Genomic DNA, 26,724 nt, shown 5'->3' with positions numbered 1-26,724 from the left:
GAAGTTCGCAGTTAGTACGGGGTGTCTTACGGACAGATGAGTGGCTTTCACTAGAGGATTTTTTCTAGGCCGTAGATGAGGGTCTGAAGCTGAAGAACTTTTCGGATTGAGAGCAAAACACCGGGCATGTAGCACTTGCGATCGCTCGTATCGTGCCTCAACGTATAAACTTGCCCTTCGGCCCCGAAAATCACCTCTTGATGGGCGATCAGCCCTGGCAGCCGTATACTATGTATACGAATATTCTCCTCCGCGAGACTGCCTCTAGCGCCCTGGAGATGCTCCTTTTCTTCGACAGAAGGCGGATTATACGTCTTACCCATTTCCGCCAACAGTTCAGCCGTTTTGAGCGCCGTACCGCTGGGGGCATCGGCCTTTTGATTATGGTGCAGCTCAATAATCTCTACATGCTCAAAGTACTGAGAGGCCTGCACTGCCGCCTGCTGAAGCAGCACCATTCCAATGGAAAAGTTAGGAATTACTAAGCATCCAGTGCTGGCTTTGTCTGCAAATTCAGCAAGGTCTTGAAGCTGCTTGGGGCTGAGCCCAGTGGTACCGACGACGGGACGGATGCCGTATGCGATCGCAGCTCTTACATTTGTATACACCGAACTCGGATGGGTAAAATCCACCATCACCCCCGGCTCTTTTTCCTGGGAAGCTGCCGCTAGCAAAGGCTCCATTTCGTTGGTGATCGTAACCTGTAGCGCTTCGCCGCCGATTAGCTCCCCTGCATCCAAACCAAAAACTTCAGGATTGCGGTCAATCGCACCATATAGCGTCATATCATCCGCCGCCGCCACAGCTTCGATAACCTCACGTCCCATCTTGCCTGCAGCCCCATTCACAACTACTGGGATTGGCAATTTATTTACCGTCATCGTTACCTGTCTGCACGCAATTCACCTTCATATCTTACGTCTTCCTGAACCTAAGGCTTGCCTTTTGGGTGCTGAAATTCGAGGGTTCCAAACTCATGCTGCACGCGAATCGCTCTCCCAGAGCAGAGCTCTATTCTGCTCGCGCACACCAGAGTTCTGCTCTGCTTTTGACAGTTGACAGCAGTAACAGCATCTGTGAAGGAGCTAGAGTAAGCTAAAATTAGTCATCTTAGACCGTTTAGCTATATCGCTGTTACCGACTCAAGTTCAGCGGCTCAAATCTAAAAAGATGACTATACTAATTACGATTTTTAGGCACGGGAAGTCTATAGCACTCTGGAATTTTCTAGTATTTTCATGTTTTTGTGTTGCCTGGCAACGAGACACTCAATTCTGGACAGCAACATCTAAACTGTCTGTTCCCCAGATGGAGACGGCAGCAAAGACGAACGAAGAGCTTTTTGATGCTGATTCTCAAGGGGATCGCCCTATCTCTTCATTACTCGTCGTTAACCCTCTCAATGCTCAAGTTGAAATACTATCTAGCGACAACCTACTTCAGAAAGTATTAGAGCGAGATCCTGAGCTTGAGAAAATCTCTGATGTACACAAATACAGAAATTTTTTTGATGTTGATTTAATTGAGAATTCAAATGTATTTTCAATCAGCGCGAAAGGATTGACGCCAGAGGTTGTCTTGCAAAGAGCCCAGATTGTCACACAAACCTATCAAGAGCATCTGAGCGATCTTCGCAGCGCAGATGTTGCGAGCAGACAAGCCTTTTATCAAGCCGATCTTAAACAGGCCAGTCGAGATCTGTCGGATGCAGAACATGAGCTAGCACGCTATCGCAAAGCTGCGGGCTTAGTGGACACTCAAAGGCAAGCAGAAGCCATTATTTCCCTCATTTCTGATCTCAAAAAAATTCAAGAACTGGCACTACTTGAGGCCAACAGAGATGCGAGCCAGAGCCAGGTATTGTCAAGCCGCCTAAACCTCTTGACTCAAGCAACCATTCCAGTTTCAGAGTCAGATTCAGCAGAAGATACCGAATATCAACTGGTTCTTCAGGAGTTGACAGTCGTCACCACCGAGCTCAGAGAAAAGCGGACCGAGTTAACAGAAAGCCATCCCTATATCAAAGCTTTGCGGTCTAAGCGCGACAACTTAAGACAACAGCTAGAGCAGTATAAAGTTCAGGCTTTTGCTCAGAATACAGCCGCGCCTCTAACAGGTATAGGAGTAGAGGGACAAAAAGAAATTACCGAGCAAATTACGCTTTTAGAAAACAGCGCCAGCAGCAAACGAAAACAGGCTCAAAACATTGAATTACGCATTAGCTTGCTCGAAGCTAATCTGAGGTCTCTCCCTCGCCAGCAGTCACGTTTAGATACTTTAAAGCGCAGGTTAAACGTGAGTAAAAGAACCTTCAACGAATTAATTTCTCAGGTAGAAAGAAGCCGAGCCGATGCACTGCAAAGCTATCCCAATGTTCAACTCTTAAACACCCCAACGCTCAACCCAATTCCCACCTCTAACCGATTCTGGATTGCTGTTCATTCGCTTTTCGCAGCAGGTTTTGGCAGTCTCATTCTTTTGTTGATATTAGAGCGACGTAATCCTCTTCTAAGGCCCCAAGATTTAGCAGAGACCTCTTTCCCAGTGGCAACGCGAATTCCCAAACTTCAGCAGTCCAGCAGCGCCGCCGAGACACTGCTACCTCTCAGTGGCGGGGAAGCTGCTTTTTTGAAAATGGCCTATGGTCTTCTCATTCAAGAAATTCCTAACCGTTGCCTCATGGTCACCAGCGCCATCTCAGGAGAAGGCAAAACAACCATTGCCCTCCATTTAGCAAAGGCATTAGAGGCTTTAGGTCTTAAGGTACTGGTTGTGCATATAGATACTTCGGCAAGCGTAGAATCAGAGACGCCCCCCCCACCGCTGGAGTCCAGATTCAGTCATTCAGTTCAGCGTCGGGGTTCTTCAAGATGTCAGATCGATGAAACTAAGCCAGAGGGGATGCAGGTAGGGCACCTTGAATTTTCAGGTCGATCTGAATTTGAGGCAGAAGTCGAAAGGATTATGGACTCTCAGCGCTATGATTTCGTGATTCTCGATACGCCTCCTGTCCAGTCAGGGAGTACAGCAACCTTGATATCTATGGTGGTTGACAATGTACTGCTGGTTGTTCGCCCAGGGAAAAGCACCCGTTTCTCCGTTCAAGATACGCTGCAGCTTCTGACACCTGCTCATCTGAACTTGGTGGGCTTAGCCATTAATGACCCGGGTTATTTTGGTCTATCTAATCGTAAGGGCTGGGAAGAAAATTTTGCAATTTCCAATGCTAATGTTGCTCCGATTAAGGTCGCGGCCTAGAGTCTGTTCACCTCCACGTCCATCACGCGAAGTCGGCATCCTCTGGGAGAATGACAGCAAAGCGACGATCTCCGCACTGTTAAGGTTGGCTAACGCATGAATAACCGGCGCGTCCGTGTTTATCTGATTTTGCTCATCGTTTTGATTGTGAGCATTCCCTGTATCCGTTTGCTGGTGGGGATGCTGACTGAATCTTGGTGGTACGAGGCGGTGGGCTATGCCGATGTCTTTTGGACTCGACTGAGCTGGCAGGTTCTGATGGGTGTGGTGACCTTTGCACTGTACGCGCTGTTTATGTGGGGCAACTATTGGGTGGCCATGCGAGGGAGCCGCGACCGGGCGTTCCACTATCTCGACAACACGCAATACTCTGGATACACCAATCTGATTACGCGGTGTTTGGCAATAGGATTGATTGGCGTCATTGCCTGGGGCGCGGCAGTCGCTAGCGTGACTGAATGGGAAAAGATCCTCAAGTTTTTAAATCGCAGTTCATTTGGGATTCAAGATCCGATCTTTAGCCACGACATCGGGTTTTATTTGTTTAGCTTGCCCCTTTACGAAACGCTGCGGGCCTGGGTGATGCTGCTGCTGATCTGGAGTCTAGTTGTAGCTCTGTTTGTCTATACGCTTAAAGGTTCGATCAGTCTTGATTCAGGGTGGCGTCGTGCTCTGATCGGTGCGCCGAAACGGCACGTGAGTTTATTGGTGGTTGCGATCGCACTTTTCACAGCCCTCGGCTTCTGGCTAGAGCGCTACCAGCTCATGTATTCGCCCACAGGCGTCGTATTCGGGGCTGGCTATACCGATGTCCATGCTCGACTGCAGGCCTACAGCATTTTGACTGGCATTTCTCTTGTGCTGGCGATTCTCGTCTTAATTTCTATCCGCAAAAACCAAGTGGTTCTGCCTGCAATTGGAATTGGCGTCTTCATTGCCGCATTAATCATCTTCAACGGCATCTACCCCTGGGCACAGCAAACCTTGGTGGTCGAACCGAACGAACTGGAAAAAGAAACGCCCTACATCGCCAACAGTATTAAATTAACGCAGGCAGCCTATCAGCTCAGTGACGTGCAGCGACAGAACTACGCCGCCAAAGCCGAACTCAGCCCCCAAACGCTACAGCAGCATCAGCCCACCCTCAGCAATATTCGCCTGTGGGGTGCAAATTCCCTCCTCAGTACCTACCGGCAGCTCCAGGAAATTCGGCTGTATTATTCTTTCAAAGATGTGGATGTTGATCGCTACACCCTCAACGGCGAGAGCCAACAGGTAATGCTTTCCGCCCGAGAGCTAGATATTGATGAGCTGGCGGCTAAAGCGAAAACCTGGGTTAACCAGCGTCTTAAATATACCCACGGCTACGGCTTGGCAATGAGTCCCGTGAATCAGGCCACGACTGATGGCTTACCCGAGTTTTATGTTAAAAATATCCCCCCCGAATCTGCAGTTGATCTACCCATCAAGCAGCCTGCTATCTACTATGGCGAAGCGACGGACAACTATATTTTCACAGGCACAACCACCAAAGAATTCGACTACCCGGTGGGTAACGAAAACGCCACCACAAACTACAGCGGCAAGGGCGGCGTCCCAATGGCAAATGTCTGGCAGCGGACGGCCTACTCCCTGAAGTTCAGCAGCCTGCAGCTTTTGATTTCAAACTACTTTCAGGATGGATCGCGCATTCACTATCATCGACAGATTCGCGATCGCATCCAGCGGGTCGCCCCCTTCTTGAGATTTGATCACGATCCTTACCTAGTGGTCATCGACGGTCGTCTTCAGTGGCTCGTGGACGCCTACACCACCAGTAACCGCTATCCCTACGCAGAACCGGTTGTTTTCAGTCCCGGTGCCGGGGACGTGATTCGGAACCAAAGCGACTACGAACTGGTCCGCGATGAAGTCAACTACATTCGCAACTCCGTCAAAGTACAGATCGATGCTTACGACGGCACCATGCAGTTCTATGCAGTAGATCAAGCAGATCCGGTTCTCGAGACCTATCGCAAAATATTCCCCAACTTATTCAAGACCGAGATTCCAAAAGAGGTCCAAGACCATTTTCGATATCCGCTCGATCTGTTTAAGATTCAGGCCCAAATGTATCGCGCCTACCATATGGAAACCCCCGAGGTCTTCTACAACCGAGAAGATCTGTGGGCGTTTCCCAAGCAGTCCTTTGAAGGCTCAGAGCAGCAGATGACGATGGAACCGTACTACGTCACCATGCGGCTACCGGGGCAGAGCAAAACTGAATTCATGCTGATTCTGCCGTTTACCCCCACCAACAAAGACAACATGATCGCCTGGATGGCAGCTCGCTCAGACGATATAGAAGAACTATTGCTGTACGAGTTTCCCAAGCAAAAACTCGTCTACGGTCCCCGTCAGATTGAAGCCCGGATTGATCAGACCCCATCCATCTCTCAGCAGCTCACCCTCTGGAGCCAAGCTGGGTCTAAAGTCATTCGCGGCGATCTATTAGTGATTCCGATTGAGGAGTCGCTGCTCTATGTGGAGCCGATCTATTTGCGCGCTGAACAGGGACAGCTTCCGGAACTGAAGCGGGTGATCGTCTCCTACGATAATGCAATCGTTATGGAGGATACGCTGGATAAAGCACTAGCAACCTTGTTTGGCAAAGGGCAGGCTCAGAAATCAGCCGCGCAACAACAAGCCAAACAACCCCCACCAGAGCAGGCTCCAGCCGCGGAACCGAGCGCTCCATCTAAATCCTTAGCGAAGAATGCCCTAGAGACCTACCGAAAAGCCAAGAGTGCGCTCCAAAACGGCAACTGGGCAGAGTATGGTCGCCACCAGCAAGATCTAGAAAAGCAACTACAGCAGCTCAATCAAGGAAGCTAGCGCTGTTCTGTAAAACTGACGCCAGCGTAGAGATCGTTGAAGGGAATCTGAAAGGCAACTGAGCTGAACTTCAAAACAGAAGCTTGAGCTTCGTATTCGGTAAGCAGCCACTGTCCTGAGTCCGTTTTGCTGTGCTGAATGGCAGAGTATTGGCTTTGGTCCACTACGCAGTATTCCTGTAAATCTGGGACAGAGCGATAGGCTTGAAACTTTTCCCCTAGGTCATAGTTACGCGTGGACTTAGAAAGCACTTCCACAATCAGCATTGGATTCATAACGGTAGTGGTGCCGGGTTCAGCATAGATAGGGTCGCCCTTGATCACCATGACATCAGGGTATGCATACAAGCGATATCGAGGAATCCATAGTTTCACATCACCTATGTAGACTTTGTAGGCTCTGCCTCGTAATGCGAACTTGAGAGCTGCCGCCAAATTTAGGGTTATCTCGTTATGATCAGTCGTGCCGCCGGTCATCGGGACAATCTTGCCATCTCGATACTCGCTCTTATAGTCTGCTTGGGCTTCTAGCTCTAGATATTCTTCAGGCGTATAAGACCGTGGTTCTGCTTGAATTTGCATGAGCTTAAGGTCTCTAAGATGTCCACAGATGGAGAGAAGACATTCTCATCCTATGCGGTATGGCAGTGCACTGCATAAAATAGGCAAGCATATTCAGGAGAAACCCGCACCTCTCTATGCAGATCGTTGCCTACCTCTACCAAGACATCACCTGGGAGGCCCCTCTTAGTATCGAGGTGTGGGGCTGGGAAGTCGATCAGGTCTACCAAGACTTTGATCCTAGTCGCCCCCAACTTCAGAAGTTGAGAACCCAAACTCCACCCCCTGACTATCTTTTATTTCGACGATTGGAAGAACTAGGTGATTCTCTCTCTACAGTCATGGAGCAGCTCACGGCCCTAGAAGCAGGTGGCACTGAGGTTCTCGCCATTGAGCAAAACTACCAGTCTCCGATTGAAGGGGCGCGACCTGAATTTCCTGATGCTCTGCAGCTATTCGCCTTGTTAGAGGCCGTCCAGACGCAGCAGCGTAGTCGCAAAATTCGGCATGGTCATGCCCAAAATCGACTGAAGGGCAAGCCACCGCCCGGTCGAGCACCCTATGGCTACCGTCGGGGCAAAGAGCGCTACGTGATTGATCGCAGCGTGGCCCCCGTGGTTCGAGACTTCTTTAATCATTTTTTACTCTATGGTTCACTGCGCGGTGCGGTACGCCACATTGCGAAACGGCACGGCAAAAAGGTGTCTGTATCGACTGGGCAACGCTGGCTCACCAGCCCGGTCTATCGTGGAGATTTGCTCTATCAGGGGCAAGATACGATCCCTGACGCTCATCCGGCCTTACTACCTCGAGAAGAAGCAGCACAGGTGGATCGGCTACTGCGCCGTAATCGTCGTCTAGCACCTCGCTCCGCCAGTGCACCCAGATCGCTGTCCGGTATCGTGAGCTGCGCTAATTGCAAGTCGGCGATGACGGTTTCGCGGGTGACGGCTCGGCGGCAAACGAAGGAATATCTTTATTTACGGCCCATTGCCTGCCCTTTGAAGAAGAAGTGTGGTGCGATCGCATATCCCTCAGTCCTTGAACAAACCATCCGCCAGATTTGTACAAACTTGCCGAAAGCAGTGGAAGGCGTCGATATCCCGATCATGAACCAGCTCAAACAAAGCGTTGAAGCCCAAATCTCAGCGAAGCAAGAAGTACTGGGACAGCTACAGGAACTCATCGACACTGAGGTATTAGACCTAGCAACAGCCGAGTTGAGAGCCTATACCGTCAAAACCGAAATATCGGCCCTCACAGAGCGTCTAGCCCAGTTGCCCCCTGTCAATCTTAAAGAGATCGCCAAAACTGTCTCGATTGAGCAGTTCTGGCTTGATTTGTCAGAATCTGAACGTCGCTTTTACTTTCGAGAATTTATCCGTCAGATTGAGATTATCCGCGAGGGTAAAGACTGGTCCCTCACACTCCAATTTATTTTTTAGATTCAGGCTGCGGCCCAGCATCAGGAGCCTCGAAAGGCGACGCATCCTTATTGTTCAGGAGACTGGAGCTGACCGAACTCTTCAGCAATGATTTCCTGCACCACCTCCATCACCTTAGGTAGCAACAGTTTATTAGACTGCTGCAGCGCCTCTTCTGAGAGCTGCGGCGTAATCTCAATGGTCTTTTGACCCAACGGCGTGCGATAAAAATCAATCAACCCCTGTAATTCGCCTTCAGTGTAGTACTTCGCATAAAGCGACGAATTGATTTGCGTTGTGATTTGGCCAATATCAATTCGCTGGAGCAATAGCTCTCGATAGCGTTTCGCCATGCGGGCAGAGAGAGCAGTGACCTGCTCCTGCAGCGCCTGATCTTTGAGATTGGTGGTCTTAGATAGCGTATCGCTCAAAAACTGAGGCAACGTCGTCTCAATTTGCATCAGCATTGAATCTAGCATCCGATTCGCGCTCTCTTCCTGCTTGGTCAATACCAACAATTCTTCTACCAGAGCTTGCCGCTCCGGCGAAACGGTGGGCGCATCCGTTGAGATAGATGCAGGAGATGACTGAGCACTCGCCGTGAGAGTACTAGGAACACCAAAAAGACAGGCCAGACAGATAATATTAACGGCGGATTTGAGCATGACTTCTAGTCTCTAACGCTTCAGAACTTCAGACATCAAGGGTAGCCTGAAGTTCTGATTAGGGCCACAAGTTGAAGCCGCCTAGAACAGGAAACGACACACCGCGAGAGAGGCCAGCAAACCTGTAGCGTCGGCACAGAGAGCGGCGGGTACCGCATGGCGAGAACGAGAAATACCAATACTGCCAAAGTAAACCGCCAGAACATAGAAAGTGGTTTCTGTAGATCCCTGCATGGTTGAAACTAAGTCGGCCAAAAAGCTATTGGGGTCGTTGGAGACAATATCAGACATGAGACCATAGGCACCGCCGCCAGAAAGTGGACGGATTAGAGCCATCGGTAGCGCTTCCGGCGGCAGCCCAATCAGGGAGGTAACGGGCAGCAGCGCGGTAGCCATTAGGTCTAAAGCACCACTGGCCCGGAACATCCCGATCGCAACCAAAATGGCAACCAAAAAGGGAATAATGCGGATGGCAATCTCGAAGCCTTCTTTTGCCCCTTCAGTCATAACTTCATAGACTTTGACGCCACGAAAGTAACTCACCAATAAAAATAGGCAGATCACCGTCGGTAATAGCCAATGGGAGGCAACGCTGACAAAGTCAGTCGTGAGAAAGTAGGGTACGCCGTTGACCGCCGTCGTCAAACTAGTTACCAACTTGTAGAGAATGGCGGCGCTTAAGACCAGCGCCAAGCCTCCAAAGACAACGTTACCAATAGTTCCAGGGGGTGAAAGGTCCGCCGGTTCATCTGTCGGTGAGTCGCTGGCGGCTAAATCATTCTCAATAGCAGAATCTAGGGGTTCATGTTCAACGGTTGGGACAGACTTTGCCTCTAATTTGGTGCCTCTAGCGGCCAGCAGTTTGGCCATGGTAATCGCCACCGCCGTAGAGCAAAGCGTTGCGACCAAGGTCGGAATAATAATGCTGCCGGGATTGTCAGCCCCCGCGCTCGAGCGCAACGCAATCACTTCGATGGGCAGCAGGGTCACCGAGGAAGTGTTGATGGCAAGAAACAAACACATAGCATTGGTGGCCGTCCCGGGGTTAGCGTTGAGCTTATTAAGTTCAGTCATCGCCTTCAGCCCCAAAGGCGTCGCGGCATTCCCGAGGCCGAGGCCGTTGGCTGCGATGTTCATCAGCATGGCGGACATCGCCGGGTGATCTGCAGGCACCTCCGGAAAGAGCCGCACCATTAGTGGACGAATCCAGCGCGCAATCAGAGCCATAAGACCTGCGGCTTCAATCACCTTGAGAATCCCGAGCCACAGAGCCATCGCGCCCACAAGGCCAATCGCTAGCTCGACAGCGGTTTCCGCAGATTCGAAAGTGGCTGCGGTGACGGCGGCCATTTGACCGGTATAGCCGGCAATGATTGTGGCAAAGACAATCATAAACAGCCAAATCACGTTGAGGGGCGATGACGCCTTTTTCATGGTGCTCTTTCTCCTAGGGCAATGATTTTGCTTTGGCGACAAAATCTAATGGCGTTTAGCATAGACTATCTTTGAACATTGGAGATCAAAGGTTACGATCCGCTACGATTGCGGCAAGGATTTGTCTGACAAGTTGAGGACAGATCTATGGCAGGGGAACAAGCAATCTGGAGTCGGTCAATGGCGAAATCTAATAATGATGTTTATGACGGTCCGCAATGGTACAAGCGCTTTTTTGCCTGGGCAATGGCAACAGCGGCGGCAGATTATGAAGGTGAGATCGCAACCCGTAAACACACCCTTTTTGCCAACCTGCAGGGAGAGGTCTTAGAAATCGGTCCTGGAGCAGGCGTCAACCTTCGCTATCTGCAGCCCAATACCCACTGGATCGGCCTCGAACCAAACCAATACATGCATTCTTACCTGCACCAAGAAGCAGAGCAGCTGGGCCTTAAAAATATTGATCTCCGCACAGAAACGGCAGGGAATTCAGGCATTACCGACGGCAGTATTGACACGGTGATTAGCACCTTAGTGCTTTGTTCTGTCCCAGACCTAGCGGCAACGCTTCAAGAGATTTTGCGCGTCCTGAAGCCCGGTGGTCGGTTCTTATTTATTGAGCATGTGGCCGCGCCAGCCGGCACTCTACTACGCCAAGCTCAAGTCGGTATTCGTCCGCTCTGGCAGATCATTGGCGACGGCTGCTGCCCTGATCGCAACATTGAGAAGGCATTAGCAGAGGCTGGATTCAGCAACATCAGTCACGAAGCTTTTGAGGGTCCGGTACCGATCGCAATCGTCAAACCCCACATCATCGGCACCGCAACCAAGTAAACTCTGATCTGCTTCGACCCCCAAGACGGAACTCAGGCTACAGCACAACATCTGAACAGTGATATCCCTTACGCTGCAGCAACTTGGGAGAAATATGATCAAAAAGACAAAGATAAGTTCCCCTTATCGCCTGTTTCTACTAACATTTCTTAACAAAAACAAGCGAGGCAACTAAAATGAGTGCCCATTTTCTACGCATATCGATCAATTCAAAATAGCTAAAGGTATATTTCTTCAAAGCCCTCGGACATCAATAAGAAATGTATCTTTTATTCAGTCTTGATCGTGACGATTCTCAGAATCTAATGCTATCTTAGAAGCAAGGGTTTAGAAAAACTCATGGGCTTAGCAAGTTTCTATCCGGTGTGAGGGCATCCTAAAACTAGTTGAGTTTCATTGCCTTGTAGAAGAAAAGAGATAGGCGACCTTGAGCCTCTTTCTTTAATTACTGAGTTTAATCAGTTCAGCTTGCTGGGTTTAATTATTTCAGCTTCCTGAAGTTGATCTTCACTTCAGAGTCACAAACAGCAGCCCTGAGGCTGTCAGGTTTTGAGACACCACTCTCAGTCAAGGCTGTTAGGCGAACCAATCGATTATTGAGGCAGCGATAGCGCAATGATTGGGTACGCTTGCGCATGAAGTTTGCTTGAGCCTTATATTCTGGGCCTTACTCCACTCACTCACTCCTCCATCATGATTGCCTTCAACGTTCCCCTGATGATCCCGGCGATTGCCACCGGGTACATTCTCTCGATCTATTGTCTCTTGATATTTCTGCAGCGCATGCAGCAGTTCCGACGCCCCTAGCGCTGTGCGATCCAGTAGACAAGCCTACTGCTCGTCTAGCCTTTAGCGCCGCTTCAGGTGCAGAGTGTGGCTTAGATGGCAGATGCGATCGCATCTGCCATCTCTCGGGTTCCGACGGGTTGAGTGCCCTCTGGTACTAAATCATCAGTCACGGCTTTCTGTTGGGCAATGACGGTTTCCACCGCCGCCTGAAGCTGCTGGGCAGCCGCATACTCACCCAGGTGCCGCAGCAGCATAACGCCGGACAAAATCAGCGCAGTGGGGTTTACCTTGTTCTGGCCCGCAAGCTGAGGCACAGGTCCATGAACGGCGTCGAAAATAGCATATTCATCACCCAAGGTGGCGCGCGGCGTCACGCTGGCACCCCCATTCATTCCTGTACACAGATCAGAGATCATCTGGCCATACAGGTGGGGCATGACCAGTACATCGTAGTTTTGAGGCGTCTGGATGAGTTGCGTACAGAGCGTGTCAGCCAGACAGTCTTCAAACTCAATCTTGAGATAGTCCTTCGCTATTTCGCGGGCGATCTCTAGGAACAGGCCATCGGTAAAGGGTTGAGTATCGCTTCTGTGAACCGCTGTCACTTTGTGTCGATCATGCGTCCGAGCTTGCTCAAAGGCGCATTCCATCAGGCGGCGGCAGCCCAACACCGACACTAAACGAATATCTAAGGCCGCATCTTCATAAATAGGGATACCCGACATCCTCGCTAGATAATCGCGCACATCAGCCGCTTCATTTGTCGTGCGATCAAACCCAAACCCAGCAGAGACATTCGCGCTTTCGTACACGAGCAGCAGATTGATGTCACTGAAGTTGCTCCCCACCATCGATTTTGCGGGTTGCAGATGGGCATAGAGCTGTAGCTGCTTGCGAATCTTAGCCATCGCAGGCTGAGACCTCTGATTTGCGGCCGCTGCGAAGGGGCCAGCGATCGCCACTTTTGTTTCTCGCATGGCTCCCAGAACTTGGGACGCAATCGAATCGGCCTCCGTCGCTTCACGTCCCGTATCGACAATGTTCCAATCAACAGCAACGCCTGTCGCATCGATCGCAATGCGGACAGCTTCTGTTACCTCTGGCCCAATGCCATCACCCCGAATTAACGTGACCGGATAGCCCATGCCTGATCTCCCCCTGACTTGGATGCAAGCTGCGAGATATCATCATACCGGAGACCACGTTTCAATTTTGGTCTGTGCCACTGTCCCCTGACTTCTCTGCCTATGGCCGCTGCTACCTGGAATCGTCACCACGTCCTCTCACTGGCTGACTTCACGGCCCAGGAACTCGATATTGTTTTGCAGACCGCCCACAGCTTTAGTGGGGTGCTAAAACGCCGCGCCAAGAAAGTCCCGACGCTGCAGGCCCGCTTAGTAACCAACCTATTTTTTGAACCTTCAACCCGGACCCGCAGCAGTTTTGAGCTGGCGGCGAAGCGACTCTCTGCCGATGTCCTCAATTTCTCGCCCGGAACCTCTTCCCTCAGTAAAGGGGAAACAATTCTGGACACGGCGAAAACGTTCCTGGCCATGGGGACCGATTTGATGGTGATTCGTCACCAAGAGGCCGGAGTACCGCAGATGATTGCCACCGCAATGGATCGGCTGGGGGGGAAAGTAGGCGTCCTCAATGCAGGTGACGGCTTCCATGAGCATCCGTCCCAGGGGCTGCTGGATTTGTTTACCCTATGCTGTACGCTGGACGCTCACAATCCCAACACCGAACTGCTGAAGGGCAAAAAAATTGCGATTGTGGGCGATATTCTCCATTCACGGGTTGCCCGCTCTAATCTTGCCAGCCTGGTCACCTGTGGTGCAGAGGTCCACATTGCCGGTCCGCCAACGCTGGCACCCGAAGCGTTCTCAGACTACGGTGCCACCGTTCACTGGGAGCTGGAGCCAGCCCTTCGAGAGGCTGATTTTGTAATGACGCTGCGCCTGCAGCATGAGCGGATGGCCCAGCATTTAATTCCCAGCATTCGAGAGTATTACCAACGCTATGGGATTACGCGCGATCGCATCCAACTCTGCCAGCCCAGCGTCAAAATTCTGCACCCCGGCCCCACTAATCGCGGGGTAGAAATTAGCTCAGACTTGATGGATGATCCGGCCCTCAGCTTAGTGAGTCAACAGGTCACCAGCGGCGTAGCGGTAAGGATGGCGCTGCTGTACCTGATGGGAAGTGGCGAAAATTAGGGCGGAAATCTGCCCTGCCGCTGGCGAAATTTGCAATACTGGAGCATAGCGTAGTCTCCCAGCCAACCGCTGGTGACTATGTATAAACGACTCACCCAAGAACATGATTTATGTACACCATTGAAGTAACCTTACGCGGCACTCCCCTCGCTTTGGCCGTCCAACGGAAAGAGACGGATGATGCTGAGGCGCTCTACCAAAAGATTTTGACGGCGGTTCAATCCTCAAGTTCTCAATTGCTGGAGCTGACGTGCGATCGCGACACTGACAAGAAGATCGGCGTCCTCAGCAGCGAGATTTCTGCAGTTCAGATCTCAGATAAATCGAGCGGAGGCGGCGGGGCTAATGTCCCTGGCTTTTTTGCAGCCATCAATTCATGACCAACGCTATCACCCTCGAAGATTTATGTTTTGGGTGGTCAGCAGATAAACCTGTTCTAGATCGCTGTTCTCTGACGATGCCCAAGGGTGAGTTTTGGATGCTCTTGGGCACCAACGGCAGCGGTAAATCTACGCTCCTAAAGCTGCTAGTCAGTTTGCTCGTCCCTCAGTCAGGTTTGCTAGAAGTGGCTAATCCTGTGGGCTTCGTGTTCCAGAACCCCGATCATCAGCTTGTGATGCCGACGGTGGGGGCCGATGTCGCCTTTGGGCTCGTGGAGGAAAAACTCTCTTTGCCCGAGGTGCGAAAGCGGGTTGAAGAAGCGCTCACCGCCGTCAATCTATGGCATCTGCGTAACCGTCCGATTTATGCCCTCAGCGGCGGGCAAAAGCAACGAATTGCCATTGCCGGTGCGATCGCACGTCACTGCGAACTTTTATTGTTAGATGAACCAACTGCTCTACTCGACCCTGATAGTCAAATAGAGCTAGTGCGGCAGGTGCAAAGCATTGTTAAACGCAGAGGCTTATCGGCCCTATGGGTCACGCATCGACTCGAGGAACTGGAGTACTGTGATGGCGCTGTTTTGCTGGAGCATGGCCGCGTGACAGAACAGGGCGATCCAAAGCAAGTGCGTGAGAAACTGCTGCAAAAGTGGGCTGCGGTATAAATAGGGCAGACTTGGCCACAAAGCAAGTTTTGAAAAAACAAGACTTTATCCGGTTGACGAACAAAGGATAAACGATGAATTTAGGATTAGGCTCTATTACTGGCAGAAGAACTGCGGCTTATATTTTTTTTACATTTTTACAGAAGCTATCTTATGTTTTCTATGGCGTATCTTTTTTCTGTGCAGGTGATCTCAAAATTCCAGGAAGTATTCGCGATCTACTGTTTATAGCTAGTATCTTACTTTTCTTTCTTATAACTTTCACTGAGATAAAGCTCGAAAACATACAGCTAGAGAGTATCAAGTTTGGGATTTTGAGACAAAGAAAGCTCACTAAGTATTCCAGCAGATGGACATACAAAAGTATCAGCAATGTATTGTTTCTGGGGTTTTCCACCATTGTTGGGGTGGCCGTTGCTCAATATATAGAGACCGGCTTCAATATTATCTATATGTCTGTCGCACTTTGTGCCTGCTTATTCCTTCTTATATCTGCGGCAACATATCTATATGCCTCCAAAAGATCACAGTAAATATCAGTGAGAAGTAGTGCAGTCTGCCGTTATACAGCTATCTTTTATTCAGAGGTAACGAGTTAGAGTTTATCAAGAAGAGTTAGTTCTCACACGAGGCATGCAAGTTGACTTAATGCAGGGAAGAAGATCTCAGAGAATACCAATTCTGTGCTTTCAAGAAAGTAATTTTCTGAATCATAGATTTAGTAGAAATTTTTCACATTTTCTTTGCCCGAGATTATGCTGTACATATCGCCACGTCCCGTTGTTCTAGCTTTGACGCTGCTCGTTGAGCTTCAGCAGAATTTCCCCGTGCACCTGACGAGTCAGGGGATAGAAGTACGCCAGCAGCCATCCCCCAATCAACACAACGCTGGGCACGGGACCAATCAGCCACCGAATCGCCCACAGCGCACTCTCAGGCTGAATCGGCGCAGCCTGATCCGCGCCTGCAGCAATAAAGCCAGACCCATCTAAAATTTTGCCGACCATGAAGATTGACAGTGCGATCGCAACTTTCTGCAACTGCACCACCAGCCCAAAGAAAATTCCTTCGCGGCGTTCCCCGGTTTTCAGCTCATCCAAGTCCACCACGTCAGGCAACAGCGACCAAGGCACTAAATAGGCAACCGATAGCCCCAGCCCTGCCAACACACCTCCGGCATACATCAGTCCCACCTGTCCCGGCTGCAGCAGGAACAAGCTCACCTGCGCCAACAGCGTCAGCGGCACCCCGCAACAGTAAACGGCGTGCTTACCAATACGCTGCCCTAAATAACTCCAGACAAACATCATCACCAGTGCTGTACCCTGCACCGTCAAGGCCATTTGGGTAAAGTGTTGTTCGGGTAGCCCCATCCAGTTGACAACGTAGTAGGGCAGCATAGCGGCGGTCACCTGAACGCCAAGCCAAGAGCAGAGATAAATACCGGCAACGAACAAAAAGGGACGGTTACTGAGGGCTACTTTAAACTGCTGTAAAATCGGCAAGATTGCAGCCGGTGGGGCCGATTGGCGTTGAGCTTGAATTAGCCTAAATCGCTGACGAGTGCCCCAGACACAACAGACAGTGGCAAGACAGGCAACGGTGCCTGCGATCGCACCTAAAATCAAATACTGCAGCTTCGGATCAGCAATGGCTCCAATAATAATGCGAGCAACAACGAGCGCCAAAATGCTGCTGGCAATGCTAAATATCGCCTTGAAGCTCACCAGCACCGTCCGTTCGTCGTAGGTTTGGGTCAGCTCAGACGCCAACGTTGTATACGGAATCGCAACGGCGGTTAACGCTGTATAAAAAAGAATCGTAACGGCGACATAATAGCCAAACAGCAAACCCTGACTGGCGAAAGGCGGCACCCACCATAGCAAGCAAAAGCAGACACCCAGCGGAATAGCTCCACAAAGCATCCAAGGATAGCGGCGGCCCCAGCGAGAAGAGGTGCGATCGCTCAGCCACCCCACCAGCGGATCGTTAATCGCGTCCCAGATTTTTGCCACCAGCAGCACACTGCCTGCCAATCCTGGATTCAGTCCCGCTCTATTGGTGAGAAAGAAAAGCAGAAAGAAAACCAGAATGCTGCCCGGAACCTCGTTGGACATTTCTCCCACCCCATAGGTGAGCTTAGTTTTGAGGTTCAGCGGTTGAGATAATGCCTGCTCTTGACGTTCTGAGTCTATGAGGTTGGGCATCATCTATCACTTTAAGGAGACGACATTGGGCAAATTGTGCGACCCAGCTTAGGATAGATCACCACCTGCACCAATCGCATTCTGCCGAATCGTTGCGTAGGGCCAGCTTATGTATTCTGGTGGATTCAAGAAATGCTTGTAGGCCAGCATCATTTGCTTCGCTGCTTGCTTAAAAGGCATACGGCCTGTCGCAGTTCCCAAACCTGGACAAGCAACAGAGTAAATCTTTCGTTCATGCTGTTGATTGTGATGCCAAACCGCCAATAGCGCAGCCCACATCGCTTGATAAACATTATCGGTCTGGGCAATTGACATCGGAATACGCATCGTTGGCGTATGTGCCAAAAAAGGATGCTGTGGATGTTCAGTGTTGACAATGAATGAAGTTCCTACCGGCTGTTCACCACGAAAATCCTTAAGGATATGCCTTTGCACCGTATCCATCAAATCCAGCCCGAAGTATCGAATGATGGCCAAATCCACACCCCCATCCATGAGTCCAAAGGAGTTGCCTGCACTAACCATGCAGTCATATCGATCTAGATCTTCAAAGTAGCCATTCACCACTGAGACAGAGTTCATGCCATCAAATCGATGCTGCAGTTCTTGGCAAAGCTCTGCAACAGGATCTACCAGAATTAATTGAAGTTCAATCGCTGTCATTGCAAAAATCATTCAACATTACAGCACGCCTCAAATCATGAGAGGGTAGTCGTCAACAGAACATGCAGTGACAATCACCATCAATATCTAAGAGAATAAAAGTTCTCAACGCTTTATGAGCTTGGCAGATCCGACAATTGACCAGTTACGCTCTTTTTATCGAGTTGTGCGTCAAGCCGTACTCTTATCCTCCTATATCGCCTTCACCGAATTGACGGAAGATGGCAATCTTTTTGTCTATATCGGGCGCTACGATGAAGCTGAGAGCAGCATCATCGTATCCATCACACCGAATGGCGAAGTCAACAGTCAAATCTAGACCTATGAACAATCAAATAGATTTATCAAATCTAACGGCCAAGCAATTGACTGACTTACTTTGGACATTAAAAGGCACGCCTCAAGCACAACCCCTTTACCGAGAGCTAGCGAGTCGTTCCACTCAATCTCCTATTAAGCCTGACGATCCTAACTGGGAAGCGAAGCTTACAGCCAGACTGACAGGTCAACCGCCCAAAGCCTCTGGTCATTCCTAAATCACCTCACCTAAGGCAATGACCGCCTGCGATTGCAAACCTGAGTCCTGAAAACTTGGGTTTGTGAGATTGGGCATCATCAATCACAATCAGGGTGGTAAACATAGTGAGCTGAGTTAGAAGCAGCAATGGGTAGAGGGAATCAAGCAGACATCAACCCTGAACCAGAAACCCAATCGGGAAGGTGGCAAGACAGATTCTGGCCCCTATGGCCCTTAGTGCCTATCTATCCCTACAGCAAGCGCCGCACACTCCGCAAGGAGATCATTAAAAACCAAATCTGGACCTTCGAGCAGCTTCAGGGCATTCTCTATGTGATCGTCCCGGTGCGGATGACGGTGATTAAGCTCAAGGAGGGCGGTTTGTTGGTTTATGCGCCCGTGGCCCCCACAAAAGAATGTCTGCGCCTCATGCAAGAGCTGGTGGATAAACACGGTTCGGTCAAGTACATCATCATGCCCACCGCATCCGGCATCGAACATAAAGCCTTTGCTGGCCCCTTTGCCCGCAAGTTCCCTACAGCTCAAATTTTCGTCGTACCCGGACAGTGGAGCTTCCCGGTCAAGCTGCCGTTGAGCTGGCTGGGCCTTCCCGGTCGGCGCACTCAAATTCTGCCGGTCGATGGTTCACAGACGCCCTTCGCAGACGAGTTTGATTACAAAATTCTCGGCCCTGTCGATCTTGGCCCCGGCCCCTTTGCCGAAGTCGCCTTTCTCCATAAACGCACGCAAACGTTATTAGTCACCGATGTCGTCGTATCTGTCTCTGACAAACCCCCAGAGATTCTAGAGCAGGAACCTTATCCGATGCTCTACCACGCGAAAGACGACGCCAGCGAAGTGGTGGAAGATACGCCCGCGACTCGACGTAAAGGCTGGCAGCGAATTGCCTTGTTTGCCTTCTTCTTCCGCCCTAGCGCGTTAGAAGTGACCGGCTGGGGGCAAAGCTTCCGAGATGCTTGGCAAGCGCCCGATCGATCATCTAAAGCCTATTTCGGCCTCTTCCCGGTGCGGTGGCGATCCGACTGGAAGGATTCCTTTGACGCATTGCGCGGCGGTGGACGGCTGTTTGTCGCACCTATTCTGCAGAAGCTCGTTCTCAATCGGGGACCAAAAATTGTCATAGACTGGGCCAATCAAGTTGCCGAGTGGAAGTTTCAGCAGATTATTCCCTGTCATTTGGATGCGCCCGTCAAGACAACGCCTCAGCAGTTTCGAGCAGCCTTTAGGTTCTTAGAGCAGCAGCCGATTCAGAAAAAGAGAGATCGTCAGCCCGACCTCCCGATCGAAGACTTTGGATTCTTGAACCGTTTTGATGAGGTATTGATTAAGGGCCGCATTACCCCACCGCCGAAAGAGAAGGTATGAGCGCCGATAAATATCGCCGCATTCAGCGGGATTTATTTTTAGGTATCGGTGCCTTCACTGCTGTCATCCTGCTGGGAACGCTGTGGTACTGGCTAGTAGAGGGCTGGCGCTGGTCAGATGCCCTTTACATGACGGTGATTACCCTCTCAACGGTAGGTTTTTTAGAGGTGAATCCTCTCGGCGATCGCGGTCGCTTATTTACCATCGTCTTGATTATCTTGGGCGTCGTCTGGCTCGGCTATGTGGTCAACCGCTTCACCGAAGCCGTGATCCAGGGCTATTTCCGCAATGGCTTCAAGATTCAGCAGCGCCAACAGCAGATGGGGAAGCTGAGCAATCACTATATTCTCTGTGGCTTTGGACGCACGGGGCGTCAGGTGGCACTCTCACTGAAGGCAGAGCAGAAGGATGTAATCGTGATTGATACAGATCCAGCCATCGTAGAAAGCGCCCAATCTCTAGGCTGCCCTGCTCTCTTGGGACGTGCTACGCGGGACGAAACGCTACAGCAAGCGGGGGTTGGGCAGGCATACTGCGTGATTTCCGCCCTGCCTTCTGATGCAGAAAATCTTTATACCGTGTTGTCTACGAAGACGCTTAATCCAGAGGTGCGAGTGGTGGTGCGGGCCAATTCTGAGGAAGCGACCGAGAAGCTCAATCAGGTGGGCGCAGATGCTGTGGTGTCGCCCTACATGGCAGTGGGGAAGCGGATGGCCTTTGCAGCCCTGCGGCCCCAGGTTCTTAACTTTATGGACGTAGCGATCGGGGGCAATAATCCTGCCGTTTACATTGAGGAGATATTGCTGACCGATGGCTTTGATGGGGGGCAGACCGTGGGAGAGATGGGGTTGCGATCGCAAACCGGTGCATCCATCCTCGCTATCTGTAGAACCGACGGCACCCTCATTACTGGGCCAACGGGACAAACATCCCTCCAACAGCAGGACCTCCTGATTTGTCTCGGCACAGACAAACAGCTCCAGGCCATCAACCGTCTTCTTTACAAAGCGCCGTAGCCCTTATTCAGCAGGGTTCAAAGATTCAGACCCCGTTGCACCCGTCGGGGGTGGGGCCGCGCTGGGTTGAGGGCTTGGCTGAGCATTATTGGGCTGAACCGTACTCCCCGGCGTCGGTGGAGCCGGAGAAAGCGCGTCAGGTGCTGGCTGTCCCGGTAGAGACGGGAGCTGCCCAGGATTGAGGGGGGTTACTGCCCCAGGATTAACCGGCGGCGCAGGGATTGTTGTTCCTCCCGGTGGCGCGGGAGATTGAGTCGTACCTGAAGTCGGCGTTGTCGTCCCTAAAGCCACTCGATTGCCACCAATTGACTGCAGCAAGTCTAAAACCTGGATCACCTGGTCATAGCTCACCAACTTATCGGCATTGAGAACAACAACACCCTGCGGTTGAGCCTTGATGTAGCTCTCCAGCGTTTGGGTTAGCTGCTCCTGTGAGACCGGCTGCTTATCAACGTAGAGCTGCCCCAGTACGTCTAGACGCACCGGAAGAGTGGCCCCCAGTTGAGCCGTGCTCGTTTCAGCCTGAGGTAAATCTAGATCAATTCCCTCAGGACGAGTGAGGCCCACCGCCGCCAGAATGAAAAAAGTCAAAATACAGAAGATCACATCGATCAGCGGCAAAATCTCAATGCGAACCTCTGGTTCTTCTGAATCTATATAGGTTCTCATAGGTTTATCGCTGACCTAAAAATAAGCAATACATCATTCATCAAACAAGCTGGGCATCGAAGTAGATGCAGGCGTCGATTCCTGCTTTCTCTCCTGTGACTGCATCCAAAACTGGCGGTAGTTCAGCTCTAACTCATTGCCAGTCCGCCGAAAAATGCGCGCTTGGTTCGTCACCAACCCTTGAAACAGCCGATAAAAAGCCAGGGAAACAATCGCAACAACCAGTCCAAACGCCGTACTAATCAAGGCTTCACTAATTCCCAAGGTCACAGTGCTGGTTGAAGAGGAACCAATATCACCCAGCCGAATAGAGCTAAGAGAACCAATCAAGCCAAGAACCGTGCCCAACAGGCCTAACAGCGGCGAAAGAGCGATCACGGCCTCCAGAAGCTTGTCTCCCCGCCGCATGGCATTGAGTTCTTCGTCGGCGGAAGCTTCCAGAGCTAAACGAAAAACTTCTGGTTCCTTGTTCGCCAGCCGCAGCGGCGTGTGTAAAAACCGACCAATGGGCCGATTACTCACCTGTCTTGCGAGGTGGGTTGCCTCATCCCAGTCGCGGCGTGAGGCTTCCAAAACTTGACCCGCTGTTTTCCGCTCATCCTTGAGAATGCTGCTCCAGAACCAGAGTCGCTCAAAAATTGTGCCGATGGCAAGAACCGATAAGACCATCAGAGGCCAAATCGCTAAACCACCTTTCTGGACAAGATCAACGATATTCACGAATGTTCCTTAGATCAATGGGCAGGGTACAAAAGACATTATTGAAAGTGGGTTGGTTGAGAGATAGTTTACCGTTCAATCTGCAGTCTAAAAAATCTGACCACCGATACGATATCTTTCAACAGCCAAAATGTCGCCTCATTATAGGCAATACTTGACGGGAATCCACACCAGACATTCAGACATTGTCCTGGCATGATTGAGAAAGCTAGGAGCTTTAACCATGAACTTTTCGATTAATTCAATTTACCAGTGGTACCGCGAAACGCTTCGTAATCCGAAGTACCGTTGGTGGATTATTCTCGGAACCTGCGTTTATCTCTTCAGTCCAATCGACATCGCCCCAGATCTGATTCCCATCGTGGGACAAATTGATGATTTAGCGGTCCTCACGCTACTGGTGGCAGAACTTTCTCAAATGTTAGCGGGTCGTCTCAAATCACGCCAAGACAGTCCTGGTCCTTCTACAGCTAGCGAATCACAGGCAACGGTAGACGTTGACGCTGTGCCCATGCAGGACTAGGAAAGTAGCGGTTTTGCAAGCTTCCCAATGGTTTGAATATTCGGTTCGAGTCCAGCCTCAGCATACTGACTATGCCGCAGTCGTCTGGCACGGCACCTACATTAGCTGGATGGAGGCAGCCCGCATTGATGCCCTCAGACGGGTCGGTATTGAGTTTACAGATCTCGTACAGCTTGGATGTGACCTACCCGTCATTGAACTCTCACTTCGCTACCACCAGCCTCTCAGGATGGGAGATATAGCCGTTGTCAAAAGCTGTCTTTCTCAGGTCAAAAGAGTGAAGCTGTACTGGGAGCAGCATATTTATACTGCACACCATCCAAAGCCCCTAGTTACAGCTCAAGTCACGCTTGTGCCTGTCCATCGCCCAGAGGGTCGCATCATCCGTCAGTTGCCAGCTCAGATGCAGCAGGCCGTTGCAGCCTTGTTAAGCCCGTCGAATAGCACAATGGCTGAGCCAAAAGACGAACGATCTAGCACCAATATTTAAAGAGTGATCTAGATCACTCTAACTTGTGTTTTTTATCACACCAAGACGATTGAGAACTGCCTACTCTGGTAGAAGGTCTGGGTACCTTTAAATTAGTAAAGGAATAGCAAGCTCAGTTCCGTTTTGCCCCTCTTGTTGAGTCTCAACAGAACCGCTAATTGCTGCCTCATAAATCAGGCATCAGGATAGCCGTTGAGGTCAACATATCTTCAGTTACAAAGCGATTGGATCGTGGGCGACTATCGGTGACGATGACACCTCTCCCATTCTCTGAGTCGATTAGCTAGTGTTCCTTTCGAGTCAAGATTCTTCTAGAAACGCGAGAATAAGAATAAGTGAACGCCTGTACGCATCAGTATAAAACGGTCAATATTGAGGCCCATAAGCAAACCATTTATGACCATTTGCTTCAGTGTGTGCGGACTGAGTCTGCCAATGCTGTACTGAAGCGCTTTCACACGCTATTCATTGCCGGACTGCACTACCCAGAACCAGAAGTCAAGGCAGCCCTCAACCAGATCGTGGTCTCGATTAAGGGGAAGGAAGATTTTGCCCTATTCTTCAACCGTTGTTGCTACATCTTAGTGAACTCGTGGCAAAATCAGCCGGACTGCCGCAGCATGATTCCAGAATTGGTGGCGGTGCTCGGTCGAATGAGTGCAGCCCCCGCCACCTTAGGCCGAAGTCGCTCTAAAACACGGTTGCGATCGCTAATGCAACAGTTCGCCCAAAGTTCCTATTACCAGCGCCTTCGCCGATTTTCTGAATTCATTACGCCCCAAACGAGCGCTTCCTCTAGCAGACCGTTAAGCACCATTCTGCGACGCTATCCCTACCTATATCAGCACTGTCTCATTTCAAAAGAAGATAGCCAGGAACATCAGTCTAGCGTTCGTCAGGTTCAGCAGCATGCTCAGGAGCAGTTTGAGCTAGATCTCTCACATTATCTAACCGGCATTTTCAAGCGTCCTGCTGCACCGGGCCAGATTATTCAACCGGCGGGGCGAACGCAGCTCATTTTGCCCGATTCTGGACCATTGATACGCTCTCAGAATCCAACGTTGCTTGGGGATAACGAGCTGTGCAAAACGCTGAAGCAGTATGTGGGTCGTGTTGACCACCAGGGGTCTTATCGGGATGGAGCGAAGCACTTTATCTTGCGCAATCAAGCCAGTCAGACCTATTTGGGGTTCAAGAAAAACCTGTATGACTATCTGGTGGCCTCTGTGGATACCAAGTTTGGTCGGTGCCGATTCAATCAGCAACTCCAAAAGCAGTTTGATGCACTGCTGCCAGAATGTAATGACCGGCCCATGAGCGATTTTCTCTTGGTTAGAACCTGCAATCGACTCCTTAACTTTTTGGTGGTCGAGAGTCGCCAGCGTCCCAACCACATTGTGTTTATGGACTTAATCAATAATGTCGGCTCCACAGCAACAGTGGGCCTGCTGCTCAAGGTTGTGCTGTTATGCAAAAAGATTAAGCCCTATCTAGAGAATCGATTTGCTCTGCTGTTTAACCACTATGAGGCGAAGCAGCAAGGGGCCGTCAAATGGCTGGTGGCTTGCCTAGAAAAGCTAAATCTTGCCTGGAGCGCAAATTTTGGCCGCTTTGACTTTTCGTTCGTGACGGCTTTATAAGCTGATTTTTATCTCAATTCAGGCGCTTCTCAGTTTTCCACGGGCCTCCCTTCAGGGACTACAGACATGATGGTCTCAATGGCTCAGCCCGGAGGGGAATCATGTCCACGCACCCACAGCATTCTGAAACGACAATAACGGCGACGGTCACAGCCTGGTCAGAGAATAGAGATTCTTCCACATGGCAGCAGGTTTTGCCTTGGGTCGGCTTGTTCATGGGCGGCCTGGGTCTGTATTGGGGCTGGCAATCTGATCTTGAAATCTTGACGCCAAATGGCTTGCAGCAAGCTGTTGCTCAATCGGGTGCTTGGGGGCCAGTACTATACGTCGGCGTTTTAGCAATTTCAGTGGTGGTCAGCCAAATTCCTGGGGTACCCCTGGCATTGGCTGCGGGAGCGATTTGGGGACCGCTACTGGCAGGAGTTTATAGCGTTTTAGGAGCCTTCCTGGGCGGCTTGGTCGCCTACGGATTAGGCCATAGCTTAGGCAGGACAGCGATTAAAAAACTAACGGGTAAGAGTATTTCTTTTTCTACTGAGCGCGGCGAACTCTACATTGGTGGCCTGATTTTCCTAACGCGCCTTTTACCCATCTTCTCCTTTGATCTCATCAGCTACGGAGCTGGAGTTTCTGGACTGTCTTTACCTATTTACGCCAGCGCAACTCTATTCGGCATGATTCCTTCAACGTTTCTATTGACCTATATGGGTGCAACACTGACCATTGGCCCAGAGTTAGGGGTTGGGTTAGCAGTTCTTTTCACAGTGGCTTTTGTAAGCATTCCCTGGCTAATGCATCGCCACAATTGGCTCAATGTGCGTGAGCTAGTTTGTGTTGAGTCATAGTGAGAGAGGTTGTTCTCTAGCGGACTCACTTGCAACCACAAATGAAAACAGTGCAGTTTGTATTTAGCGCTCAGGAAAAGTCTGCACTTTGAAAATCTCTCCCTCAGAAACAACAGTGCCGTAGGACCTCAAATTCTTGGGAGACGTCAATTCTTGTGACAACCTCCGACGTACATCTCTCGTGGGTAAATCAATAGTCTCGTTCCATAAACTAGGTCCATCCCCTGAGTCACCGTAAAGAGCATTACATTCCACTACAAACTGAAGAGCTGAGATAAACCCTTTGAATGTGATGTGGCTTGCTGGATATTGGCTTGACTCAGACTGACGACAGTACTCAATCTCGAGATCAATGGGGCTGTAGTTGGTATCAACCGCGAAAATAGAAATTCCTGTTTCACCATCACCCGAACAGTTCGCGTAGTACTCACTTACTAAGTAACGGCCATCTGCAGAAAAAGACTTGGGCGAAATCACGCTATGGCAGTCGCCGGGAGGGCGCTTGTATACGGTCCGAGTCGTATCTTCAACCTCAATCAAATCGCTAATCGGCGTATCAATTCCTCCGAAGCAAAGTTCCCGACTGTTACCCTGAAGTACCTTACTTCCGCTAGTACGACGAAGAACAGTATTGAAGTAAACAGAAAACTCAGATGATGGAGACCTTAATTCTTGAGAACGGTAGAAGACTTCCTTCGACTTCGAGCAATGTTCGCCGCTGGTGACTACTTCAATAGGGTCAATGTTTTCTGCAATAGCAGCACTACTTAAGGCCACAGGTAGAAAAGCAGAAGCCAAACAGAGCGAAAATATCGAGTTCATAAGCTGATTCCAACCGATCTTTCAGACATTGCTCTTCGTATTATTTCATTGAGTACGGAGTACAAGTGCCTTGAGTGTCTCAAGCGACTAGCGATCTAATGCTTCTGCCCTCCATATTGCA

Annotated in this window: 26 protein-coding genes; 16 read left to right on the top strand and 10 right to left on the bottom strand. The window is 50.4% G+C overall.

Annotated features, from left to right (window positions below; translation table 11 throughout):
* Positions 1-50: 50 nt before the first annotated feature.
* Complete coding sequence (dapB, locus tag C1752_RS04545; RefSeq protein ID WP_110984855.1) at positions 51-881, bottom strand: 4-hydroxy-tetrahydrodipicolinate reductase; 831 nt, start codon at positions 879-881, stop codon at positions 51-53.
* Between the two features lie 427 nt (positions 882-1,308).
* Between dapB and C1752_RS04540 the strand changes: the two genes are divergently transcribed.
* Positions 1,309-3,258: a GumC family protein gene (locus C1752_RS04540; RefSeq protein WP_158535014.1), complete on the top strand. Its 1,950-nt coding sequence runs from the start codon at positions 1,309-1,311 to the stop codon at positions 3,256-3,258.
* A 96-nt stretch (positions 3,259-3,354) separates the two neighbouring features.
* Positions 3,355-6,132: a UPF0182 family membrane protein gene (locus tag C1752_RS04535; RefSeq protein WP_110984853.1), complete on the top strand. Its 2,778-nt coding sequence runs from the start codon at positions 3,355-3,357 to the stop codon at positions 6,130-6,132.
* On the opposite strand, the gene C1752_RS04530 is transcribed toward C1752_RS04535, so the two are convergent.
* On the bottom strand, positions 6,129-6,713 hold the full coding sequence (locus tag C1752_RS04530) for a Uma2 family endonuclease (protein ID WP_110984852.1): 585 nt from the start codon (positions 6,711-6,713) through the stop codon (positions 6,129-6,131). The genes C1752_RS04535 and C1752_RS04530 overlap by 4 nt on opposite strands.
* A 116-nt stretch (positions 6,714-6,829) precedes the next feature.
* Between C1752_RS04530 and C1752_RS04525 the strand changes: the two genes are divergently transcribed.
* Entirely contained in the window at positions 6,830-8,137 is a 1,308-nt protein-coding gene (locus C1752_RS04525) for a recombinase family protein (RefSeq protein WP_110984851.1), read from the top strand.
* A 47-nt stretch (positions 8,138-8,184) separates the two neighbouring features.
* Here the strand turns inward: C1752_RS04525 and C1752_RS04520 are convergent, their stop codons facing one another.
* Both C1752_RS04520 and C1752_RS04515 read right to left on the bottom strand, forming a co-directional pair.
* A complete protein-coding gene (locus C1752_RS04520) occupies positions 8,185-8,781 on the bottom strand; it encodes a DUF2059 domain-containing protein (RefSeq protein ID WP_110984850.1) in 597 nt (198 codons plus the stop codon).
* Between the two features lie 81 nt (positions 8,782-8,862).
* Positions 8,863-10,215, bottom strand: a complete 1,353-nt coding sequence (locus C1752_RS04515; RefSeq protein WP_110984849.1) for a spore maturation protein — start codon at positions 10,213-10,215, stop codon at positions 8,863-8,865.
* A gap of 180 nt (positions 10,216-10,395) precedes the next feature.
* On the opposite strand from C1752_RS04515, the gene C1752_RS04510 reads away from it, so the two are divergent.
* Positions 10,396-11,049: a class I SAM-dependent methyltransferase gene (locus tag C1752_RS04510; protein WP_110985071.1), complete on the top strand. Its 654-nt coding sequence runs from the start codon at positions 10,396-10,398 to the stop codon at positions 11,047-11,049.
* Between the two features lie 878 nt (positions 11,050-11,927).
* On the opposite strand, the gene C1752_RS04505 is transcribed toward C1752_RS04510, so the two are convergent.
* Positions 11,928-12,983 (bottom strand): isocitrate/isopropylmalate family dehydrogenase, encoded by a 1,056-nt coding sequence (locus C1752_RS04505; protein WP_110984848.1) that lies wholly within the window; start codon positions 12,981-12,983, stop codon positions 11,928-11,930.
* Positions 12,984-13,085: 102 nt separating this feature from the next.
* On the opposite strand from C1752_RS04505, the gene C1752_RS04500 reads away from it, so the two are divergent.
* From C1752_RS04500 to C1752_RS04485, 4 genes are all read left to right on the top strand, one after another.
* Positions 13,086-14,057 (top strand): aspartate carbamoyltransferase catalytic subunit, encoded by a 972-nt coding sequence (locus C1752_RS04500; protein WP_110984847.1) that lies wholly within the window; start codon positions 13,086-13,088, stop codon positions 14,055-14,057.
* A 110-nt stretch (positions 14,058-14,167) separates the two neighbouring features.
* Entirely contained in the window at positions 14,168-14,437 is a 270-nt protein-coding gene (locus tag C1752_RS04495) for a UPF0367 protein family (protein WP_110984846.1), read from the top strand.
* A complete protein-coding gene (locus C1752_RS04490) occupies positions 14,434-15,105 on the top strand; it encodes an energy-coupling factor ABC transporter ATP-binding protein (RefSeq protein ID WP_110984845.1) in 672 nt (223 codons plus the stop codon). The genes C1752_RS04495 and C1752_RS04490 overlap by 4 nt, the downstream gene beginning before the upstream one ends.
* 74 nt (positions 15,106-15,179) lie before the next feature.
* Positions 15,180-15,638, top strand: coding sequence for a hypothetical protein (locus C1752_RS04485; protein ID WP_110984844.1), 459 nt, complete (start codon positions 15,180-15,182; stop codon positions 15,636-15,638).
* A gap of 252 nt (positions 15,639-15,890) precedes the next feature.
* On the opposite strand, the gene C1752_RS04480 is transcribed toward C1752_RS04485, so the two are convergent.
* Positions 15,891-17,312 (bottom strand): MFS transporter, encoded by a 1,422-nt coding sequence (locus tag C1752_RS04480; protein ID WP_110985070.1) that lies wholly within the window; start codon positions 17,310-17,312, stop codon positions 15,891-15,893.
* Positions 17,313-17,360: 48 nt separating this feature from the next.
* Positions 17,361-17,975, bottom strand: coding sequence for a macro domain-containing protein (locus C1752_RS04475; RefSeq protein ID WP_110985069.1), 615 nt, complete (start codon positions 17,973-17,975; stop codon positions 17,361-17,363).
* A gap of 115 nt (positions 17,976-18,090) precedes the next feature.
* Here C1752_RS04475 and C1752_RS04470 point away from each other — a divergent pair, with 115 nt between their 5' ends.
* The 4 genes from C1752_RS04470 (at position 18,091) to C1752_RS04455 (ending at position 20,894) form a co-directional block, all read left to right on the top strand.
* Positions 18,091-18,294: a hypothetical protein gene (locus C1752_RS04470; RefSeq protein ID WP_110984843.1), complete on the top strand. Its 204-nt coding sequence runs from the start codon at positions 18,091-18,093 to the stop codon at positions 18,292-18,294.
* Positions 18,295-18,298: 4 nt separating this feature from the next.
* Positions 18,299-18,511: a hypothetical protein gene (locus tag C1752_RS04465; RefSeq protein ID WP_110984842.1), complete on the top strand. Its 213-nt coding sequence runs from the start codon at positions 18,299-18,301 to the stop codon at positions 18,509-18,511.
* A 128-nt stretch (positions 18,512-18,639) separates the two neighbouring features.
* Positions 18,640-19,878: a DUF4336 domain-containing protein gene (locus tag C1752_RS04460; protein WP_110984841.1), complete on the top strand. Its 1,239-nt coding sequence runs from the start codon at positions 18,640-18,642 to the stop codon at positions 19,876-19,878.
* Positions 19,875-20,894 (top strand): potassium channel family protein, encoded by a 1,020-nt coding sequence (locus C1752_RS04455; RefSeq protein ID WP_110984840.1) that lies wholly within the window; start codon positions 19,875-19,877, stop codon positions 20,892-20,894. Before C1752_RS04460 ends, C1752_RS04455 begins: the two co-directional genes overlap by 4 nt.
* A 3-nt stretch (positions 20,895-20,897) precedes the next feature.
* Here the strand turns inward: C1752_RS04455 and C1752_RS04450 are convergent, their stop codons facing one another.
* Together C1752_RS04450 and C1752_RS04445 are read right to left on the bottom strand one after the other, a co-directional pair.
* Complete coding sequence (locus C1752_RS04450; protein ID WP_110984839.1) at positions 20,898-21,563, bottom strand: biopolymer transporter ExbD; 666 nt, start codon at positions 21,561-21,563, stop codon at positions 20,898-20,900.
* Positions 21,564-21,596: 33 nt separating this feature from the next.
* The gene (locus C1752_RS04445) at positions 21,597-22,283 is read right to left on the bottom strand and encodes a MotA/TolQ/ExbB proton channel family protein (protein WP_110984838.1); all 687 of its coding nucleotides are present in this window, start codon (positions 22,281-22,283) and stop codon (positions 21,597-21,599) included.
* Between the two features lie 223 nt (positions 22,284-22,506).
* On the opposite strand from C1752_RS04445, the gene C1752_RS04440 reads away from it, so the two are divergent.
* From C1752_RS04440 to C1752_RS04425, 4 genes are all read left to right on the top strand, one after another.
* Entirely contained in the window at positions 22,507-22,806 is a 300-nt protein-coding gene (locus tag C1752_RS04440) for a YkvA family protein (RefSeq protein ID WP_110984837.1), read from the top strand.
* Between the two features lie 13 nt (positions 22,807-22,819).
* Positions 22,820-23,296: an acyl-CoA thioesterase gene (locus C1752_RS04435; protein WP_233501332.1), complete on the top strand. Its 477-nt coding sequence runs from the start codon at positions 22,820-22,822 to the stop codon at positions 23,294-23,296.
* 335 nt (positions 23,297-23,631) lie between these two features.
* Positions 23,632-24,936: a Sll1247 family protein gene (locus C1752_RS04430; protein WP_110984836.1), complete on the top strand. Its 1,305-nt coding sequence runs from the start codon at positions 23,632-23,634 to the stop codon at positions 24,934-24,936.
* A 101-nt stretch (positions 24,937-25,037) separates the two neighbouring features.
* Positions 25,038-25,781: a TVP38/TMEM64 family protein gene (locus C1752_RS04425; RefSeq protein ID WP_233501331.1), complete on the top strand. Its 744-nt coding sequence runs from the start codon at positions 25,038-25,040 to the stop codon at positions 25,779-25,781.
* A 63-nt stretch (positions 25,782-25,844) separates the two neighbouring features.
* On the opposite strand, the gene C1752_RS04420 is transcribed toward C1752_RS04425, so the two are convergent.
* Positions 25,845-26,603, bottom strand: coding sequence for a hypothetical protein (locus tag C1752_RS04420; RefSeq protein WP_110984835.1), 759 nt, complete (start codon positions 26,601-26,603; stop codon positions 25,845-25,847).
* Positions 26,604-26,724 lie beyond the last annotated feature (121 nt).

The organism is Acaryochloris thomasi RCC1774, from assembly GCF_003231495.1.
In the GTDB taxonomy this organism is placed as follows: domain Bacteria; phylum Cyanobacteriota; class Cyanobacteriia; order Thermosynechococcales; family Thermosynechococcaceae; genus RCC1774.
This window is presented reverse-complemented; position numbering and strand designations above follow the sequence as displayed.

Bases quoted from the DNA above. Each gene is read 5' to 3' on its own strand.
- dapB (WP_110984855.1), bottom strand. From the start codon at position 881: ATGACGGTAAATAAATTGCCAATCCCAGTAGTTGTGAATGGGGCTGCA.
- C1752_RS04540 (WP_158535014.1), top strand. From the start codon at position 1,309: ATGGAGACGGCAGCAAAGACGAACGAAGAGCTTTTTGATGCTGATTCT.
- C1752_RS04535 (WP_110984853.1), top strand. From the start codon at position 3,355: ATGAATAACCGGCGCGTCCGTGTTTATCTGATTTTGCTCATCGTTTTG.
- C1752_RS04530 (WP_110984852.1), bottom strand. From the start codon at position 6,713: ATGCAAATTCAAGCAGAACCACGGTCTTATACGCCTGAAGAATATCTA.
- C1752_RS04525 (WP_110984851.1), top strand. From the start codon at position 6,830: ATGCAGATCGTTGCCTACCTCTACCAAGACATCACCTGGGAGGCCCCT.
- C1752_RS04520 (WP_110984850.1), bottom strand. From the start codon at position 8,781: ATGCTCAAATCCGCCGTTAATATTATCTGTCTGGCCTGTCTTTTTGGT.
- C1752_RS04515 (WP_110984849.1), bottom strand. From the start codon at position 10,215: ATGAAAAAGGCGTCATCGCCCCTCAACGTGATTTGGCTGTTTATGATT.
- C1752_RS04510 (WP_110985071.1), top strand. From the start codon at position 10,396: ATGGCGAAATCTAATAATGATGTTTATGACGGTCCGCAATGGTACAAG.
- C1752_RS04505 (WP_110984848.1), bottom strand. From the start codon at position 12,983: ATGGGCTATCCGGTCACGTTAATTCGGGGTGATGGCATTGGGCCAGAG.
- C1752_RS04500 (WP_110984847.1), top strand. From the start codon at position 13,086: ATGGCCGCTGCTACCTGGAATCGTCACCACGTCCTCTCACTGGCTGAC.
- C1752_RS04495 (WP_110984846.1), top strand. From the start codon at position 14,168: ATGTACACCATTGAAGTAACCTTACGCGGCACTCCCCTCGCTTTGGCC.
- C1752_RS04490 (WP_110984845.1), top strand. From the start codon at position 14,434: ATGACCAACGCTATCACCCTCGAAGATTTATGTTTTGGGTGGTCAGCA.
- C1752_RS04485 (WP_110984844.1), top strand. From the start codon at position 15,180: ATGAATTTAGGATTAGGCTCTATTACTGGCAGAAGAACTGCGGCTTAT.
- C1752_RS04480 (WP_110985070.1), bottom strand. From the start codon at position 17,312: ATGCCCAACCTCATAGACTCAGAACGTCAAGAGCAGGCATTATCTCAA.
- C1752_RS04475 (WP_110985069.1), bottom strand. From the start codon at position 17,975: ATGACAGCGATTGAACTTCAATTAATTCTGGTAGATCCTGTTGCAGAG.
- C1752_RS04470 (WP_110984843.1), top strand. From the start codon at position 18,091: ATGAGCTTGGCAGATCCGACAATTGACCAGTTACGCTCTTTTTATCGA.
- C1752_RS04465 (WP_110984842.1), top strand. From the start codon at position 18,299: ATGAACAATCAAATAGATTTATCAAATCTAACGGCCAAGCAATTGACT.
- C1752_RS04460 (WP_110984841.1), top strand. From the start codon at position 18,640: ATGGGTAGAGGGAATCAAGCAGACATCAACCCTGAACCAGAAACCCAA.
- C1752_RS04455 (WP_110984840.1), top strand. From the start codon at position 19,875: ATGAGCGCCGATAAATATCGCCGCATTCAGCGGGATTTATTTTTAGGT.
- C1752_RS04450 (WP_110984839.1), bottom strand. From the start codon at position 21,563: ATGAGAACCTATATAGATTCAGAAGAACCAGAGGTTCGCATTGAGATT.
- C1752_RS04440 (WP_110984837.1), top strand. From the start codon at position 22,507: ATGAACTTTTCGATTAATTCAATTTACCAGTGGTACCGCGAAACGCTT.
- C1752_RS04425 (WP_233501331.1), top strand. From the start codon at position 25,038: ATGTCCACGCACCCACAGCATTCTGAAACGACAATAACGGCGACGGTC.
- C1752_RS04420 (WP_110984835.1), bottom strand. From the start codon at position 26,603: ATGAACTCGATATTTTCGCTCTGTTTGGCTTCTGCTTTTCTACCTGTG.